The sequence below is a fragment of the Streptomyces sp. NPDC096311 genome (genome assembly GCF_044763085.1).
In the GTDB taxonomy this organism is placed as follows: domain Bacteria; phylum Actinomycetota; class Actinomycetes; order Streptomycetales; family Streptomycetaceae; genus Streptomyces.
Window position 1 is genome coordinate 41,424 of the sequence record NZ_JBIWFN010000032.1, and the last position, 16,723, is coordinate 58,146.

Annotated in this window: 14 protein-coding genes and 1 pseudogene; 13 read left to right on the forward strand and 2 right to left on the reverse strand. The window is 75.8% G+C overall.

The window, feature by feature from the left end; translation table 11 throughout:
- Positions 1-159: 159 nt before the first annotated feature.
- From ACIRA5_RS48705 to ACIRA5_RS48750, 10 genes and pseudogenes are all read left to right on the forward strand, one after another.
- Positions 160-984, forward strand: a complete 825-nt coding sequence (locus ACIRA5_RS48705; RefSeq protein WP_403703665.1) for a BTAD domain-containing putative transcriptional regulator — start codon at positions 160-162, stop codon at positions 982-984.
- Positions 985-1,231: 247 nt separating this feature from the next.
- Complete coding sequence (locus ACIRA5_RS48710; protein ID WP_403703668.1) at positions 1,232-1,996, forward strand: phosphopantetheine-binding protein; 765 nt, start codon at positions 1,232-1,234, stop codon at positions 1,994-1,996.
- A gap of 30 nt (positions 1,997-2,026) precedes the next feature.
- On the forward strand, positions 2,027-4,072 hold the full coding sequence (locus tag ACIRA5_RS48715; RefSeq protein ID WP_403703775.1) for a beta-ketoacyl synthase N-terminal-like domain-containing protein: 2,046 nt from the start codon (positions 2,027-2,029) through the stop codon (positions 4,070-4,072).
- Positions 4,069-4,956 (forward strand): 4'-phosphopantetheinyl transferase family protein, encoded by an 888-nt coding sequence (locus ACIRA5_RS48720; protein WP_403703671.1) that lies wholly within the window; start codon positions 4,069-4,071, stop codon positions 4,954-4,956. The genes ACIRA5_RS48715 and ACIRA5_RS48720 overlap by 4 nt, the downstream gene beginning before the upstream one ends.
- Before the next feature lie 489 nt (positions 4,957-5,445).
- Positions 5,446-7,056, forward strand: coding sequence for a fatty acid--CoA ligase family protein (locus ACIRA5_RS48725; protein WP_403703674.1), 1,611 nt, complete (start codon positions 5,446-5,448; stop codon positions 7,054-7,056).
- Positions 7,057-7,346: 290 nt separating this feature from the next.
- Positions 7,347-8,132 carry a response regulator transcription factor gene (locus ACIRA5_RS48730; protein ID WP_403703677.1) on the forward strand — a complete coding sequence of 262 codons (786 nt, stop codon included), beginning with the start codon at positions 7,347-7,349 and terminating at the stop codon, positions 8,130-8,132.
- A 106-nt stretch (positions 8,133-8,238) separates the two neighbouring features.
- On the forward strand, positions 8,239-8,499 hold the full coding sequence (locus ACIRA5_RS48735) for a transcriptional regulator (RefSeq protein ID WP_403703680.1): 261 nt from the start codon (positions 8,239-8,241) through the stop codon (positions 8,497-8,499).
- Positions 8,496-9,186, forward strand: a pseudogene (locus ACIRA5_RS48740) (nucleotidyl transferase AbiEii/AbiGii toxin family protein). Before ACIRA5_RS48735 ends, ACIRA5_RS48740 begins: the two are co-directional and overlap by 4 nt.
- Before the next feature lie 683 nt (positions 9,187-9,869).
- Complete coding sequence (locus ACIRA5_RS48745; protein ID WP_403703683.1) at positions 9,870-11,096, forward strand: helix-turn-helix domain-containing protein; 1,227 nt, start codon at positions 9,870-9,872, stop codon at positions 11,094-11,096.
- 302 nt (positions 11,097-11,398) lie between these two features.
- Entirely contained in the window at positions 11,399-11,527 is a 129-nt protein-coding gene (locus ACIRA5_RS48750) for a hypothetical protein (protein WP_403703686.1), read from the forward strand.
- A gap of 145 nt (positions 11,528-11,672) precedes the next feature.
- Here ACIRA5_RS48750 and ACIRA5_RS48755 read toward each other — a convergent pair whose 3' ends face one another.
- The gene (locus ACIRA5_RS48755; protein WP_403703689.1) at positions 11,673-12,146 is read right to left on the reverse strand and encodes a DUF1772 domain-containing protein; all 474 of its coding nucleotides are present in this window, start codon (positions 12,144-12,146) and stop codon (positions 11,673-11,675) included.
- Between the two features lie 235 nt (positions 12,147-12,381).
- Between ACIRA5_RS48755 and ACIRA5_RS48760 the strand changes: the two genes are divergently transcribed.
- Entirely contained in the window at positions 12,382-13,593 is a 1,212-nt protein-coding gene (locus ACIRA5_RS48760) for an FAD-dependent monooxygenase (protein ID WP_403703693.1), read from the forward strand.
- Positions 13,594-14,078: 485 nt separating this feature from the next.
- Here the strand turns inward: ACIRA5_RS48760 and ACIRA5_RS48765 are convergent, their stop codons facing one another.
- On the reverse strand, positions 14,079-14,675 hold the full coding sequence (locus ACIRA5_RS48765; protein WP_403703696.1) for a TetR/AcrR family transcriptional regulator: 597 nt from the start codon (positions 14,673-14,675) through the stop codon (positions 14,079-14,081).
- Positions 14,676-14,969: 294 nt separating this feature from the next.
- Between ACIRA5_RS48765 and fabD the strand changes: the two genes are divergently transcribed.
- On the forward strand, positions 14,970-15,938 hold the full coding sequence (gene fabD / locus ACIRA5_RS48770) for an ACP S-malonyltransferase (protein WP_403703699.1): 969 nt from the start codon (positions 14,970-14,972) through the stop codon (positions 15,936-15,938).
- Positions 15,939-16,108: 170 nt separating this feature from the next.
- Entirely contained in the window at positions 16,109-16,531 is a 423-nt protein-coding gene (locus ACIRA5_RS48775) for an acyl carrier protein (RefSeq protein ID WP_257016084.1), read from the forward strand.
- The last annotated feature ends 192 nt before the right edge of the window (positions 16,532-16,723 follow it).

Consider the following 16,723-nt stretch of genomic DNA (forward strand, 5'->3'; position numbering starts at 1 on the left):
GGGAATTCCGGCACCCCGGCGGCCTGTTCCCCGTCTGCCGCCGGTCTGCCGCCGGCCCGTCACCCGATAGAAACAGCATGAACGGTCTAGTATTGACAGACCGGACGTGCTGTTTTGTAATCGTGGGTGCGGCACGGCACACCGACCAGGGGAGACGGCGTGGACATCGACGTACTGGGCGCACTGGCGGTGCGGGAGAACGGGGTGTCCATCACCCCGACCGCGCCGAAACCGCGGCAGGTCCTGGCTCTGCTGGCGCTCCACGCCGACCAGGTGGTGCCGGTCGCGGCCCTCACCGAGGAGCTGTGGGGCACAGCCCCGCCGCGCAGCGCCCGCACCACGCTGCAGACGTACGTGCTGCAGCTGCGCGAGCTCATCGCGCAGGCGCTGGGGGACGACCGGGCCGCCGCCAAGGACGTCCTGATGACCCTGCCGGGCGGCTATCTGCTCGCCTCCGGCGGCGGCAGCAGCGACGTGCGCGCCTTCGAGCGGCTCGCGGGGGAGGGCTACCGGGCCATGGACCAGGGCGCCTTCGCCGAGGCGGCCCGCACCCTGGGCCGGGCGCTGGCGCTGTGGACGGGGACCGCGTTCGCCGACGTCCAGGCGGGGGCGCAGCTGGCGATGGAGGCCCGGCGGCTGGAGGAGAGCCGGCTGTGCGCGCTGGACCAGCGCATCGAGGCCGATCTGCGGCTGGGCCGCCACCGCGAACTGCTGCCCGAGCTGACCGTGCTGACCAGCCGTTACCGCACCCACGAGAATCTGCACGCGCAGTTCATGCTGGCCCTGCACCGCTCGGGGCGGCGCAGCGAGTCGCTCAGCGTCTACCACCAGCTGCGCGCCACCCTCGACACGGACCTGGGCCTGGAGCCCTCGCCGCGGCTGCGGCGGCTGCAGCACTCGATCCAGACCGCGGCGCCGGAGGCGGCACCGGCGCCCGCCCCCGCCGACGGCGCGGGCCCGCCCGCACCCGCGCGGGTCCGCTGACACGGCGCGGACCCGCGCGGGCCGGCACGCCACGGCACGCGACGGCAGGGCGGTGCGGCGGTGCGGCGTGCGCGGGGCGGTGCGGCAGGGCGGCTCACTCTTTGGGCGGAGGGCCGCGGCGGCGGCTGGTTCCCGGGAGCCAGTCACTGCCGGCGGGGATCACCACGGCCGGGGATGTGGCGGGGTGCCGGCGGCGCCCACAATGCCACAACGGCCACCCGGGATACGACCCTTGGAGACGCCCACCATGACATCCGTCCCTCAGCCGCCCGCCGTCTCGCCGACGCCCGTGGCCGACGTGCTCGCGGAGCTCACCGCGGTGCTGGCGGGCATGATGCGTATCGAGCCGCAGACGCTCGACGCGCAGGAGCCCTTCCGGCTGCTGGGCCTGGACTCGATGCTGTCGGTCGAGTTCGTCGCGGCGCTCAACGCCCGCTACGGCACCCGGATCGCGGCCACCGCACTGTATGAGCACCCGACGCCCCAGGCCCTGGCCCGGCACGTGGCGGCCGAACTCGCCGCTCCCCGCCCCGCCGCACCCGCGGAGGCGGATGCGGATGTGGCTGTGGAGGCGGTCACGGACACGCTGCGGGAGCAGCTCGCCGGGATCCTGCACTGCGGGCCGGGCGACATCGACGTGAGCGCGCCGTTCGCGGCGCTGGGGCTGGACTCGATCCTGGCCGCGGAGTTCCTGGCCGGCATCAACCGCACCTACAACCTCAGCGAGCAGGCCGACCTGCTCTACGACCAGCCCGACCTCACGGCCATGGCGGCGTACGTCAGCGGGCGGGCGGCGCACCGCACGCACCGCACGCCCGCGTCCGGCCGCCTGGGCGCGGCTTTTGCCGTCCCGGCCGGGCAGGCGGGGCCGTTCCCGGCGGGCCCGGCGCCGGGCGGCGCCCAGGCTGTGCCGGCGGCGGGGGTCGATCTGGACGCGCTGCTCGACGCGGTACGTGACGAGGTGCTCAGCATCGACGAGGCGGCCGCCCTGCTGGCGGCCCGCTCCGCCTGACGGACCGTCCGAGACGAGGGGCGCACGGTGATGGACACCCGGGAGATCCTGACGCGGTTCAAGGGCGGCACCCTGCGGCGTGAGCACGCCGTGGCCCTGCTGGCCGGCACTTCACCGGCCGTGGCCCCGCCGGTCGTGGCCCTGCCGGTGACGGCCCTGCCGGTGGCGGCGGACCGTGAGCCGCTGCCCGTCCCCGTCCCCGTCCCCGGCCCTGTCCCCGGCCCGGTTCCCGGTGTGGGTGACGGGGCCGGGACCGGTGCGGGCATGCCGTGTGCGGTCGTGGGGATCCAGGGACGTTTCCCGCAGGCGGGGGATGTGGAGGCGTTCTGGCGCAACGGGCTGCAGGGGCGGATCGCCGCGGCCGCGCTCCCGGACGGCCGGCGGTCGGCGTGTGCGGGCTGGCGGGGGCATTTCCTGGACGGCGTGGAGGAGTTCGACCCGGACCTGTTCGGGCTCGGTGCCCGCCAGGCGGCGGGGCTGGACCTGCGCGAGCGGCTGCTGGCGCAGAGCGCGTGGCAGACGCTGGAGAGCGCCGGATACGCCGGAGCGCGCCTGGAACGGCTCACCGCCCCCGACGGCACGGCACGCAGCGTGGGCGTGTATGCCGCTCTCGGCCCGGCCGGCGGTGCGCTGCCGGGCACCGGGCACCGGCACACCGCCCCTCCGCCTTCCCGGCCCGGGCCGGCCGCGCGGCTGTCGCACCTGCTCGACCTGCGCGGGCCCAGCCTGAGCGTGGACAGCGGTGACTCCTCCTTCCTGACCGCGCTGCACCTCGCGCTCGGTGCGCTGCGCGCGGGCGAGTGCGCCGCGGCGCTGGTCGGCGCGGTCGAGCTGCGCCTGCATCCGGCGTGCCAGCGGCCCGGCGCCGGTGAGGGGGTGGCGGCCGTGCTGCTCAAGCCGCTGGCCGCGGCCCGTGCCGACGGCGACCGCGTGCACGCCGTGATCCGCTCCAGCGCGGTCGGCCACCCGGGCCGCGCCGCCGCCGGCCCGCAGCACGGCCGGCTGGTCGGCCGGGCGCTGGCCGCGGCCGGCCTGCGGCCCCCGGACACCGGCCCGCAGGGCCCGGACGCCGGCGCGCAGTCGGAGGTGCCGGACGCCGGCCTGCAGGCTGCGGGGGTCGCTCTGGAGGAGAGTTCCCGGACGGTGGCGGCGCTGGTGGGCGATGCCGGGGCGGTGACCGGGGCGGCGGCCCTGGTCCGCGCCGTGGGGCAGCTGCGCCACGCCGTGCTGCTGGCCGGCCCGGACCGCCCCGCGCCCGCCGCCTGGGAGCCGGTCCGCCGCGACGACGGCACCGTGCTGCCCCGCAGGGCGCTGGTCAGCGTGCCCGGACCCGCAGCCCCCGCAGCCCCCACGGATGCCGTAGACGCCGTAGGCCCCGCAGACACAGGGGACGCGGCAGACGCTGCGGACGGCGCGGACGGCGCGGACGGCGCGGACGGCGCGGACGGCGCGGACGGCGCGGACGGCGCGGACGGCGCGGAGGGTGGGGAGGGTGCGGGTGTGGTGCTGGTCGTGGAGGAGGCGCCTGCCGTCCCGCGCGCCCCGGCCCGCACGAACCCGCCGCCGGGCACGCGTCCCGCGGAACTGGTGCTGCTGTCCGCCGCCACGCCCGCGCACCTGGCGGCCACCGCCGGCCGGCTCGCGGCCCGCCTGTCCGGCGGCGGCCCGGCGGTCCCGGATCTCGCCGCGGTCGCACACGAACTGCGCCTGGGGCGGGCGGTGTTGCGCTGCCGTCTGGCGGTGACCGTCCGCACGGTCGCCGAACTGGCCGACGCGCTGGCCGGCTTCGCCGCGCACCCCGGCCCGGGCACCGGGCCGGCGGGCGTGCGCAGCGCCGACCTGCGTACCGCCGCGGGCCCGCCGCTGATCGAGGGACTCGAGGAGACCCGCGCCTACGTGGCCGCCCTGTGGCAGGGCGGCCGCCTGGAGCAGCTGACACGGCTGTGGCTGGCCGGGGTCGACGTCTGCGCCGTACTGCCCGCGCATCCCGGCCCGGCCGCCGTCGAGCTGCCCGCCACCGTGCTGCGGCCCCGCCCGCTGGAGCCCGGCCCCGGCACGGACGGAGCACCGCAGTGACCACCCGCCCCGCACCCCCCGCCACCCCCACCCCCGAACCCGGGGCCGCCCCCGCTCCCGCTCCTGCTCCGGGTGCGGGGGGCGGGGAGCCGGTCAAGCTGTGGCTGTGTCCCAACGACGGCCTGCCGCCCGAGGTCGCGCTCCTGCTCGCCACGCACTGGCTGGACGCGCAGGAGCAGAAGACCGCGAGCCGTTTCCTGTTCGAACGCGACCGGCGCCAGTACCTCCTGGCCCACACCCTGGTGCGGCGCGCGCTGGCGCTGGAGGCGGGCCTGGCCGAGGCGGAGCTGGTCATCTGGCGTTCCGCGCGGGGACGGCCCTTCTTGCGGCCCGCCGCCGCGGGAGGGCCGCGCGGCGGGTCCCAGCTGGACTTCAACCTCTCCCACGCGGGCGGCTACAGCCTGCTGGGCATCGTGCGCCGGCACCGTATCGGCGTGGACGTGGAACGGCTGGAGGACCGGGACGAGCGGGCCATCACCACCATCGTGCGGACCTTCGCCGCCCCGGAGCGGGAATGGGTCGCACAGGCCGCCGACGGGCCGGCCCGCGACCGGCGCGCGCTGCGCGTGTGGACCCTCAAGGAGGCCTACTCCAAGGCCCGCGGCCTCGGCCTCGGGCTGCCCTTCGACACGTTCGCCTTCACGCTGGACGACGAACGCGGCGTACACGCCTTCACCCCGCCGGCCGACGACACCGCCCGCCCGTGGCGGTTCGTCGAACTGGAGCCGGTGCCCGACGTGCTGGTCGCCGTCGCCGTGCCCGCCGACGAGGCGCAGGATTCGGTCCTGCACCTGGGCTACGGCTTCCCCTGGAGCCGCGCGGCACTGCGCAGCTTCCCCCTGCCCCACCCGGTGGGCGGACACCTGGCAGCACTCCCCGCATAAGACATGAGGCGGCACGCGCTGCGCCTGCGGCACGAGCAGGAAGCGGCTTTGGCTCTCCCCGGTCCCGGTCCCGGTCCCGGCGCCGGCCCCGGTCCTCGTGGCAGGCCCGCCCTGGCCGCCGTACGCCCGGGACCGGTCCGTGCCGGGGCTCCGGCTGCCCGAGGACCTGCCCGCGTCCCCGGTCCGCACCACCCTCTGCACGGGCTGCACCACCTGCACGGGCTGCACCCTCTGCACCCTCTGCACGGGCTGCACCACCTGCACGGGCTGCACCCTCTGCACCCTCTGCACGGGCTGCACCACCTGTACGGGCGGAGGCGGCTGCACCGGGCCGTTCCCGCCGTTGGCCCCGGTCCTCGGTCCGCGACGCGGGCCGGTGCGGTGGCGGGGATCTCCAGCGGGTTTCCAAGGGGTCTCGAGCCCGGCCGCCGACCGTGGGGCATCCGGACATCCGCTGTTTTTGTCTGTCTGCCGCCGGGAGGTCGTGCCGTGCCCATCCTCAGGTATCTGGAGAGCCCGCTGGACGACCTGCTGCGGCGAGCCGCGGCCCGTGACGCGGACGCCCCGGCCGTCACCGTGGCGGGGGCGGGGGCCGGGGTGTCGTTCGCGGCCCTGGACCGGGAGGCGGACCGTATCGCCCACTACGTGCGGCGCGCCGCGGGCCGGGCCGGCGCGGTCGTCGCCGCGGCCGCCACCCTCGATGCGGTCTTCCCCGCCGTGTACTACGGCACCGTCCGCAGCGGTCACCCGCTCGCCCTGCTCGACCCGCTGATGGGGCCGGCCGCCCTGTACGAGGTGTGCTCGGCGGCCGGGGCCGAGATCGCCTTCGTCCCCGCCGCGCTGGCCGGGCTGCTCGCCGGGCTCGGTGACCGGCTGCCCCTGCTGCACACCGTCGTCCTCACGGACGCCCCGGCGGACGCGGCAACAGACACGCCGGCGGGTGCGGGCGGGGGTGTGCCGATGGCGCGGGCGCTGGCGCCGGTGCCCGCCGGCGTGCCCGCGCGGACACCGGCGCCGGGCGTGGACACGGTGGCGTGCCTGCAGTTCGCCCCGGACGGTGCGGGACGGCTGAACGGGGTGCGGCTGACGCACCGCAACCTTCTCGCGGGCGCCGCCCAGACCGCCCTCGCCCACCGTCTGGGCCCCTCCTCCGTCGTCCTCAACCACCTGCCGCGGTACCACGCCGTGCACCTCAACTCGGCCGTCCACGCCGGGGCCCGGCAGGTGCTGTGCCCGGACCCGGATCCCTTCGGAGCACTGGAAGCAGCCGCGCGGGCGGATGCCACCCACTTCTACGCCCCGCCCGCCCGGCTGCACCGCCTTGCCGGCGACACCCGGCTGGGCGGGGCCGGTGCCCGGACGGGCGCCCGCCGGCTGAGCGCCCTCCACGTCAGCGGCGGCGCGCTGGAGCCCGGCCGCGCCCGCCGGCTGCGCGACGCGCTGCGCGTACCGGTCCTGCAGGGCTACGGCCTCACCGAGGTGGGTGCCCTCTCCCACCACCAGCCGCCCGGCTCGCGGCCCGGTCTCGGCGCGGTCGGGGTGCCGCTGCCGGGCACCGAGTGCCGGGTCGTCCTGCCGGGCGGCGCCCGGCCCGCGCCGGTGTGGTCGACCGGCCAGGTCCAGATCCGCGGACCGCAGCTGAGCCCCGGCCCGGCCGGTGCGGCGCAGGACGCGGACGGCTGGCTGTCCACCGGCGATGCGGGCTATCTCGACGCGGACGGCGGACTGCACCTGGTGGATGCGCCCGGTTCCGTATTCACCTGCGACGACGCCCTGGTCGCCCCGGCCGTGGTGGAACGGGTCATCGGCCAGGACCCGCGGGTGGCCGACTGCATCGTCGCGGACTGGCCCGACCCGGCGCGCGGCGCCCTGGTCTGGGCCGGCGTGGTCCTGCGCGAGATGCCCCCCGGCGACGGCTGCGGCCTGCTCGACGTCCTCGACTCGGTCGCCGCACAGGCCAACGCCCGGCTCGGCCCCGGCGAGCAGATCCGCCGCCTGGAGGCCCTCGACGCCGTCCCCCGCCGGCCGGGCGGCCGGCCCGCCCGCCGTGAACTGCGCCGCCGGCTGCACGCCCTGGCCGCCGTGGAGGCCGCCGCCTGACCCCGCGTCCCCCGGCGACGGACTCCTTCCGGGAGGAAATGCCTGCCCGGACCCGGACCCGGAATGCCGAGAGCCGCTGAGGCTCTGAGCAACGGATATCTGAGCAACGGATAGCGGACGGGTCGTGGCCCGCTGGAGCGCACCGGACACGGCCGCGCCCGCCGCCTACGGTGAACAGGGCGGGACATCCCAGGACCCGACAGGACAACCCAGGACCGGCGGGACAACCCAGGACCGGCGGGACAACCCGGGACCGGCGGGACATCCCGGGAGACAGGGAGGAGAGCGCCATGGACGAGCGGCACGCCACACTCCGCGTGCTCCCCGCACCGGCCCCCGCCCCCGGCGAGGCGGCCGGCCCGGCCCCGACCCCGGCCCCGGCCCCGCGCCCGGGCGCGGGGCCGGGCGTGCGCGTGCACGTGATCGGCGAGGACCCGCTCGCCCGCCGCGGTATCACCGCCCTCCTCGAGGGCCACCCCGACATCCGCGTCACCGGCGAGAGCGAACCGGGGCCGCCGCTGCTGCGCGCGCTGGCCGCCCGGCCCCCGCACGTCCTGGTCGCCCACGGCGCGCCCGGCGGCGGACAGGCCGCCGCGCCGGCCTTCGGCGGCGGGGACCTGCCGCTGCTGACCCTCGGCGGCCCGGGCCGCACCGACGCCGCCGGCCGGGCGGCCGGCGGCCACCTGCCGGCCACCGCCACCGCCGGGCAGTTGGCCTCCGCGGTCGTCCTGGCCGCCGCCGGATACACCCTGGTGCACGGCCCCACCCCGTCCCCGCCCGGGCGCAGGCCTGCCGCCGGGCCGGCGGCGCCCCTCTCGCCCGTCAGCCCCGACCGGCTCACCGACCGCGAGTGCCAGGTCCTGGACCTGCTGGCCCGCGGCCTGTCCAACGGCGAGATAGCCCGGGCGCTGACCCTGTCCGAGCACACCGTGAAGACCCACGTGCAGAACCTGCTGCACAAGCTGCGGCTGCGCAACCGGGTCCACGCCGCGATCTACGCCTTCGAATCCGGCCTGCGCGCCCCGGCCGCCCCCCTGCGCCCGGCCGCCCCCGCGGCCGACGCCCCCTCCGGCTGACCGCCCCGCCCACCGCAGCGGCCTCCCGCACCCGCCCGCCGCCGAAGTTCTGCGGGAGCGGTACGCGTGTCGCCTGCCCGCCTCGCTCGACGAGCTTTCCGGACCCGTGCAGGGCCGGATTGAACTGCCGCTGCACGTCGCCTGGTCCGGGCTTCGCGCCTACGGCCTGGACCGGCCGCGCCAGCGCATGAGCCTGTACCGCACTGTCCTTGCCGAGGGGCAGTGTGACGACCTGATCACCCTGCTCGGCGGGGACCTGCTGGTCGCCCGGTGGCCCGTGCTGCGCACCTTGGTCAGCAGGCACATCCGCCTGGTGGGGGAGGACGCTTTTCCCGCGCTCGCCAGGCGGACGCCGACCGCCGCGTGAACCTCAGCGAGCTCCACCGGCGGCTCTTGGCCGGTGTCCTCGCGATCGGCACGCCGTACCCCTTGATCATCACGGGTGGATACGCGGTCCAGGCCCATGGGCTGGTCGACCGGCTGAGTCAGGACCTTGACGTCGCCACCGAGAATCCGGCCCCCCTGACGGACATCGTCCACGCTGTGGAGCACGGTCTGGTCCGGCGTGGCCGGGCCGTCACGGTAGTCGGCGTGGACCCGCTCTCCGCACGCCTTGTGGCCGCCGTCCCCGCAACCGGCGAGGACGGCGAAGTGGACATCCTCAAAGAGAACCTCTGGGCACCGCCCGTGGAAACGGAGTACGGCCTGGTCCTCGCTCTTCCTGACGTCATCGGCACCAAGGTCCGCGCCCCGCCCCGCCCCCCTGGCTGGCCGGGGCGCGGTGAGAGATCTCATCGATGTGCACGCCGCCGCCGAGAACCACACCGAGAACCACACCGCGAACGACCTCGAACGGCTCGGCGGGCGGCACGGCCGCGACGAGTTCCGCCTCCGGGACCTCCATGGCTGTCTCGCCGGCGCCGAGTGGTACGACGACGAGGAATTCGCCGCCCACGGACTCACCGAGGACGAGACCTCGCGCCTGCGGGCCCGGGCCCGGCATCGGGCGAGCGACCTCAGCCAGCGGCTCGGCGCAGACGACCACGGGGTCTGATGCCGCGGCTGCTCGTGTGCGGGTCGACAGCCCGCAACTCGGCGCCGAAAGCCAGTCACGGACCGGCAGGGTCTGCTGGATCAGAACGTGCCAGTGGCCGGGGGCAGTTGAGGGAGCAGGGCCCCTGGTCGCGGAAGGGCGCGGGCGTCTGGCCCCGTGTCTTTCATTGCACGGGGCGCCGTCCCAGCCCCCAGGGCGCGGCTCCGGCAAGGACGGTGACACAGGTCCATCACCCGGCGCAGCGGGGTTAGGTGGGTTACGGGGCGGGCGGCGTGCACCGTCTGGGCCAGCCGATGTCCTCGTCAGAGGGGGTGTCCGGCGCCGACGGGGCCCGGTGGCCGGTGTCCGCCGCCGGGGAGGGGCCGCTGCCGTGTCCCGTGGTGGCCGTCCACGCCGCCCACCGTGGTGCGCACACCGATGGCCTCATCGTCGACTCCCGGGCGTTGACCTGCGGAGGGGCTCCGCACCCGGCCGGGTGCGCCGGCCGGGTCCTGCCGAGCGTGCCCCGCCGCGCTGGAGGAACGCTGGAGGAGTCCACGAGAGACGCGTGAGAGGCGCGTGAGAGCGGCACGAGATTCCCGGCGGGGGCCTGGCAAAGGTTTGCCCGCGTGTTGCCCGGCGCCCTACGCTCGGGGCGGCTCCCGGTGAAACTTTCTTGCCCGCTCACCCCAGGGGATTCGGTCATGCTGCGACAGCCCGCGTTCGGACACCGCCTGAAAAAGCTCCGGACGGCCCAGGGGCTGTCGCAGACGGCGCTGGCCGGCGAGGGCATGTCCACCGGTTATCTCTCCCGTCTGGAATCGGGGGCGCGCCAGCCCACCGACCGGGCCGTGGGCTATCTGGCGGGCCGGCTGGGCCTGGACGCCGCCGACTTCGAGGAGCCGGTCACCGGTTCCCTGGCACACGCGCTGACGCTGGCGTCCTCCACCGGTTCCGCGGACGCCATCGGGGCGCTGCGCGCGGCGCTGGCCGCCGAGGGCCACGAGAGCGCGGTGCTGCGCTGGCAGGCGCTGTGGCTGCTGGCGCGGGCCGCCCGGCTGCAGGGCGACCACGCCGCCGAGCGCGCGGACCTCGGCCGGCTGGTGGCGCTCGGCGACGAGGTGGGATCGGCCGAGCTGCGGGTGCGCGGCCTGACCCGGCTGGCCCGCTGCCTGCGCTCGCTCGGTGAGATCACCCCCGCCCTGGACGCGGCCGTCGCCGCCCACCGGCTCGCCCTGGGCGAGGACCTGGGCGTGGAGGACCGGGCCGCCGCGCTGCTGGCGCTGGTGTCGGTGCAGGCGGAGGCCGGGCAGGTGCCGGAGGCGCGGGTGCACGCCGACGAACTGGCCGCGCTGGTCGCCGGCCGCACCGACGCGCTGTGGGCCGAGGCCATGTGGACGGCCGCCGCCGTCCGGGTGCGCCAGGGCGACCACACCGGGGCGCAGGCCTTCTTGGATGCGGCCCTGGAGCGTTTCAGCAGCCAGGAGGACCTGGTGCTGTGGCTCAGGCTGCGGCTGGCCGCGGGCCGGCTGCACCTGCAGACCCTGCCCCCCGACCCCGCGCGGGCCGCGGCCTGCGCCGCTCAGGCCGAGGCCGCCCTCGCCTTCGTCGGCACGCCCGCCCTGCGCCAGGACCTGACCGCGCTGAAGGCCGATCTGGCGTTCGCCACCGGCCGCTACGACGATGCCCGCGCCCTGCTGGGCGACCTGGCCGGGGACGAGCCGAGGATGACCTACCGCGACCGGGTGCGGCTGGAGATCCTGCGCCAGCGGCTGCTGATCCTGGGCGGCGACGCCTCCGGCGTGGAGGGGCTGCGCACCCTGGCGCAGCAGGCCCAGGAGGACGCCAACATCGACCTCGCCGCGGAGATCTGGCGGACCCTCGCGGACGCCCTCGCCCAGTCCCGGCCCGCCCCGGCCGGACCGGCGTGACCCGCCGCCCGCGCCCGGCCAGACCGCCGCGGGAGGAACCGCGGGAGGAACCGCGGGAGGAAAGGGAAGGAGCAGGGAAGGGGCGGGGGAGGGGAGTGGGGGGAATTCGGGCGGGCGGGGCGGCGCGCTGATTCCCGCCGGCCGCGGGGGAGTGCGGTGTGCGGAATGCGTATTTCTTTTACCGGATTTCTCGAGGGCGCCTCGCGTTCCGGTGGACGCGGCGCAATGCGCCTTGACGCGCGGTGCGGCCCTTCGTGAATCTCAGTACGGTATTGGCCGCTCACGCCCGAAGGGACACCACCGTGGTCAGCAAGAAGAAGAATCCCGCAGGAAACGAGCCGGAGCTCGGCCCCGCATTCGGCAGTGAGATCGCCGACGGCCCGGACGAGGACACCGAGACGTCCGTCCTGGGCAGCATCGCCCTGCAGTAATCGCCCTGCGGCAGGGGCCGCCGCGGACGGGAAGCGGGAAGCGGGAAGAAGGAAGCGGGAGGCGGGAAGGGGGTGGGGCAGGGAGACCCGCGGGTTTCCCTGCCCCACCCCTCGCCCGTCTGCGCGGCGGCGGCCTTCCGCGGTGTCAGGACGCCACGAGTGCCACGCACATCGCGCCCAGCGCCACCGCCTGCAGCACGACCCGGGCGTTGATGACGCTGTCCCAGGTGCGCTGCAGGCCCCGCGCGTCGGGCGCGGTGCGGCAGTCGAGGGCCGCGTCGGTCAGCTCCTTGTTCACCGGCGCGCTCACCTTGTTGTAGACGGCCAGCCACACCACCAGGGCCGCCGCCGCGACGGCGGCCGCGACGGCCGCGCTCACGCGGCCGCCGAACCCGGCCGCGACGGCCGTGGCCACCGTGGCGAGCAGGCCGAAGACGCCCGGGACGGGCATCCGGCGGTCCCCGAAACGGTGGATCTGCCCCATGGTGCTGGTCAGCACCGCGTCGTCGACGTGCGCGAGGGCCGGCCGCTGGACGATCGCGGAGAAGACATCGGTGCCGTAGACCACCGCGTTGGCCATCGTGGCCACCACGGCCAGGGTCTGTACGAGGGTTTCCATCACAACCACCCTTGTCCGTCTGCCGGTTGCCACATGGCCTGCCGCCACGTGGATTTATCAACGCTAGATGTACTGCCGACACTATCAAGTTCAGTGCTTCGAATGCTAGCGTTGACAACTCCAGTGGTCCGCAGGGGATTCCGCAAGAACGACGAGGGAGCACCCCGGGCCGCAGCGGAGTGCCGTCCCCGCCCTACGGGGACATCCGCCCGGACAGCCACGAGGAGACAGACCCATGGCCCTTGGACGTGCCCGTCGCGTACTCATCGCCGGCGGAGGGATCGGCGGCCTGGCCGCTGCCCTCGCGCTCCAGCGCGCCGGTCTTGAGCCCGTCGTCTTCGAACGGGCCGAGGCACTGCGCGACGGCGGCGCGGGCCTGCACATCTGGACCAACGGCGTGCTCGCGCTGGACTGCCTGGGCGTGGCCGGGCAGGTCCTCGAGACGGCCCCGGCCCAGCAGGTCGCGCACTTCAGCACCCACCGCGGCGAGGTGCTGGGCGCCTGGCCGGTCGGCGACTTCGTCGAGCGCTACGGCGCGCCCACGATCGCCGTCGAGCGCTCCGTCCTGCACGGCGTGCTGCGCGAGGCCCTGCACGGCTCCCCGGTGCGCACCGGGGCCCACGTGACCGGCTTCGAGCAGGACGAGGACGGGGTCACCGTACGGTTCGCGGACGGCGGCAGCGAACGGGGCGACCTGCTGATCGGCGCCGACGGCATCCACGGCACGGTCCGCGACGCTCTCTTCGGTCCCGCCCGCAACCGCTACAGCGGCTACATCGCCTGGCGCGGCCGCTCCCCCCTGCAGCACCCGGACATCCCGCCGGGCACCTTCAACGCGATGTTCGGGCCCGGCACCCGCTTCACCTACTACGACGTGGCACCCGGCCTGGTCCACTGGATGAGCGTGGCCAACGGGCCCGCGGGCGGCCGGGACACGCCCGGCGTGCGGGAGATGCTGCTGCGCCGCCACCGCGGCTGGGGCGGCCCGGTGGCCGACATCCTCGCCGCCACCCCCGAGGAGGACATCATCCGCGGCGACGTCGAGGGCCGCAGCCCCGAACGCCGGTGGGGCCAGGGCCGCGTCACCCTGCTCGGCGACGCCGCGCACCCCATCACCTTCAACATCGGCCAGGGCGCCTGCCAGGCCCTGGAGGACGCCCTGGTCCTCGCCGAGCACCTGGAGCACGCCGACGACCCCATCGCCGCGCTGCGCCGCTACGAGCGCGAACGCCGCGCCCGTACCGCGCCGCTGCAGCGCATCGCCTGGCGGATCGGGCGGATGGGCGCGGTACAGAATCCGCTGCTGATCCGGGCGCGCGAGGCGTTCATGCGCAAGAACTGGAACACGAAGGCCTTCGCCGCCGCGGAGAAGGGCCAGGTCGCCTACGGCACCCGCTGGGCCCCGGCCCGCCGCCCGGCCCCCGCCCCGGCCGCCACCGTGGACTGACGCCCGCCCCGGAGCCCCCCGTTCCAGGCCCGGTCGCGGGCCCCGGCTCCGGCCGTCGTACCCGTGGGCCGGGGCCCCGCGCACGGACTGGGCCCACGGCCCCTGAGCCACGGGCCACGGACGGACCGGGACCCGGTCCCGGACCGGAGATCCAGCCCCGGACGTCCTCCCCGCGGCCCCCGGCCCCCGGCCCCCGGCCCCCGGCTCACGGGCCGCGGGCGGTCCGGGTTCCGGGTCCGGCCGACCGGCCCCGGTCCCGTACCCGCCGCCTCTGGCTCACGGGCCACGGGGTTACGAGCCACGGCTCACGGGTCAAGAGCACGGACCGCGGGCCTGGGCCCCCGGCCCTGGGCTTCGGCGTCCCGGCCGCACCCCGCGGCCCCAGCCCGGATCCGGCCCTCGGTTTTCGGCCCAGCCCAGTCCAGCCCGGCCGCGTACCGCCCCGCCGGTCCCACCGGTCCCGCCCGCCCGGCGGACGGCGGCCGTCAGCCGGCTGCCGGCCGCCGCTGCAGGGCGCCCGGCTGCCGCGCCCCGGCCCGCGCCGCCGGATACAGCCCGTCCCAGAGCGGGTCCCCGGGCGGAAACCCCAGGCAGAGCAGGACGTTGACCAGCATCCCGTACGCCATGAACGTGGTGGTCTGGCCGGTGTCCGCGCCGAGCGGCCGGTGGACGGTGTCCCACAGCCGCCGCCACTCGGCCCGCACCGCCTCCCCGAACGCCGCGTCACCGTCCGCCTCGCCCGCCGCCACCGCGACATACACCTGCATCTGCATCAGCAGCCGCTCCGGCTCCTTGACGATGACGCGGGTGTAGGCGTTGGCCATGGCGCGCAGTGCCTCCTCGCCCGCCAGGCCCTCGGTGGCCTCGGTGAACAGCCGGGCGGTGTCGGCCAGGCAGCACCGCGCCGCCGCGAGGAAGAGCGCCCGCTTGCCCGCGAAGAGCCGGAAGAGGTACGGCTGCGACACCCCCGCACGCCGGGCGATGGCCTCGGTGGACGTGCCGTCGTACCCGCCCCGGGCGAATTCGCTCACGGCCGCGCGGATGACGCTCCGGCGCCGCTCGTCTGCACTCATCCTCACCATGCCAGCACGTTAGTGGCTGATTGCCGGGCGCCGTAGTGCCGGTCCAGACGCATTCAAGGAATGCGCCAGAACCCCGTGGCAGATTCACAGGACCAAGTACCGCCCGCCGACCGCCCGATGACCTTTCTCCGGCTCTGGAAACAGCTCTCCCGGACCGCTCTCCCGGACCCTTCCGCGGACCGTTCTTCCAGATCTTCGGACAGCTCTTCCGGCAGCTCTTCCGGTAGTTCTTCCGGTAGTTCTTCCGAATTTTTCCGACGGTTCTTCCGACAACTCAGTGAGGCAGGAACGGGGATGATCGACAATCTCTTCACGATGTTTCCCGGGCAGGGCTCGCAGCGCGCGGGCATGGCCGGGCATCTGCTGCGTGAACACCCCCGCACCGCCGGACGCGTCCTGGCCCGCGCCGAGGACGCGACCGGCCTGCCGCTGACCGCGCTGTGCAGCACCGCGCCGGAGGAGGAGCTGGCCCCGACCGAGATCGCCCAGCCCGCCATCGTCGCCACCAGCCTCGCGGTCCTTGAGGTACTGCGCGATCAGGCGGGTTTCGTGCCCGCCGTGGTGGCCGGGCACAGCCTGGGGGAGTACCCCGCGCTGGTGGCCGCCGGGGTGCTGGAGGCCGAGGCGGCGCTGCGGCTGGTGCGCCGCCGGGGCGAGCTGATGGCGGGGGTCTCCCGGCAGGTCGGCGGCGCGATGACGGCCGTACTGGGCCTTGCCGCCGCCCGGATCGAGGAGATCTGCGCGGACTGCGCCCCCCTGGGCGTGGTGGAGGTCGCCAACTACAACGAGCCGGGCCAGACCGTGATCTCCGGACAGCGTCCCGCGGTCGAGGAGGCCGCCCGCCGGGCACTGGCCGCGGGCGCCGAGCGGGCGGTGGCGCTGAAGGTCTCGGCGCCCTTCCACTGCTCGCTGATGCGGGCGGTCGAGGACGAGTTCGCCGCCGAACTGGAGCGCGTGCGCTTCCATGCGCCCCAGCTGCCCGTGATCAGCTCGGTGACCGGCACCCTGGTGCGCGACGGCGGCCACGCCCGCGATCTGCTGCGCCGTCAGCTGGCCGGGCCGGTGCGGTGGGCGGACGTGCTGGGCGCGGTGGCCGCGCACGCCGTCGACGGCTGCCTGGAGGTCGGTCCCGGCCGGGTGCTCAGCGGCTTCGCCAACCGCACCGGCGTCCACTCCGTGGTGCGCAGCACCCACGACGCGCGCCGGATCTCCGCACTGCTGCGCGAGCTCGGGCAGGAGCCCGCCCCTGGCGCCGCCGCCTGACCCGGCCCGCCCTCACCGTCCCCGCCGCCCGCTCCCTCCGCCCCTCTACCTCCAGCTCCGCCTCTTCTCTCCCCTTCCTTCTCTTCCTCTTCTTTTTCCTCTCCCGTCCGTCCGTGTGCGGGCCCCCGGGCCGGTACCGGCGGAACGACCCATCCGAAAGGCAGCCAACGGTGTCCGAAACCCTGACCCCCACCTCGACCGACTACTTCTGCGCGGTCCAGGCCGCCATCGCCGACGCCCTGGGCATCGACGAGGCCGAGGCCGTGCCCGAGGCGACCCTGCTCGGGCAGCTGGGTGCCGAGTCGATCGACCTGCTCGACATCCTCTTCCGTATCGAGCGCGCCACCAAGGTGAAGATCACCGTGGCCGACATCGCCGCCCTGCTGCAGGGCGGCATCCCCGACGAGGAGTTCGGCGACGAGAACGAGGTCGTCAACGACACCGGCCTCACCCACCTGGAGAAGGTCCTGCCGCAGTTCGACCGCAGCCAGCTCAGCGAGCCGCTGACCGCCGAGGGCGTGCTGGGCCTGTTCACCGTGCAAAACCTCACCGACCTGCTGACCGAGCGGGCCGCGGCCCAGCACGCCGCCTGAACCCGGACCCCTCCCCCCGGGGCCGGTGGCGGTGCGGGCCAACGGCGTCCCGCACCCCCGCCGCCCCTGGCGCCCGCGCGGGCCCCGGCCGGCCACCGCCCCCTCGTAGCAGAAACGGGAAGAGACAGTTGACATCTCCCCCAGCTGAAGCAGGGGGATTCTTCCCTCGCGGGTTGAGTTTTCTGCTTCTCA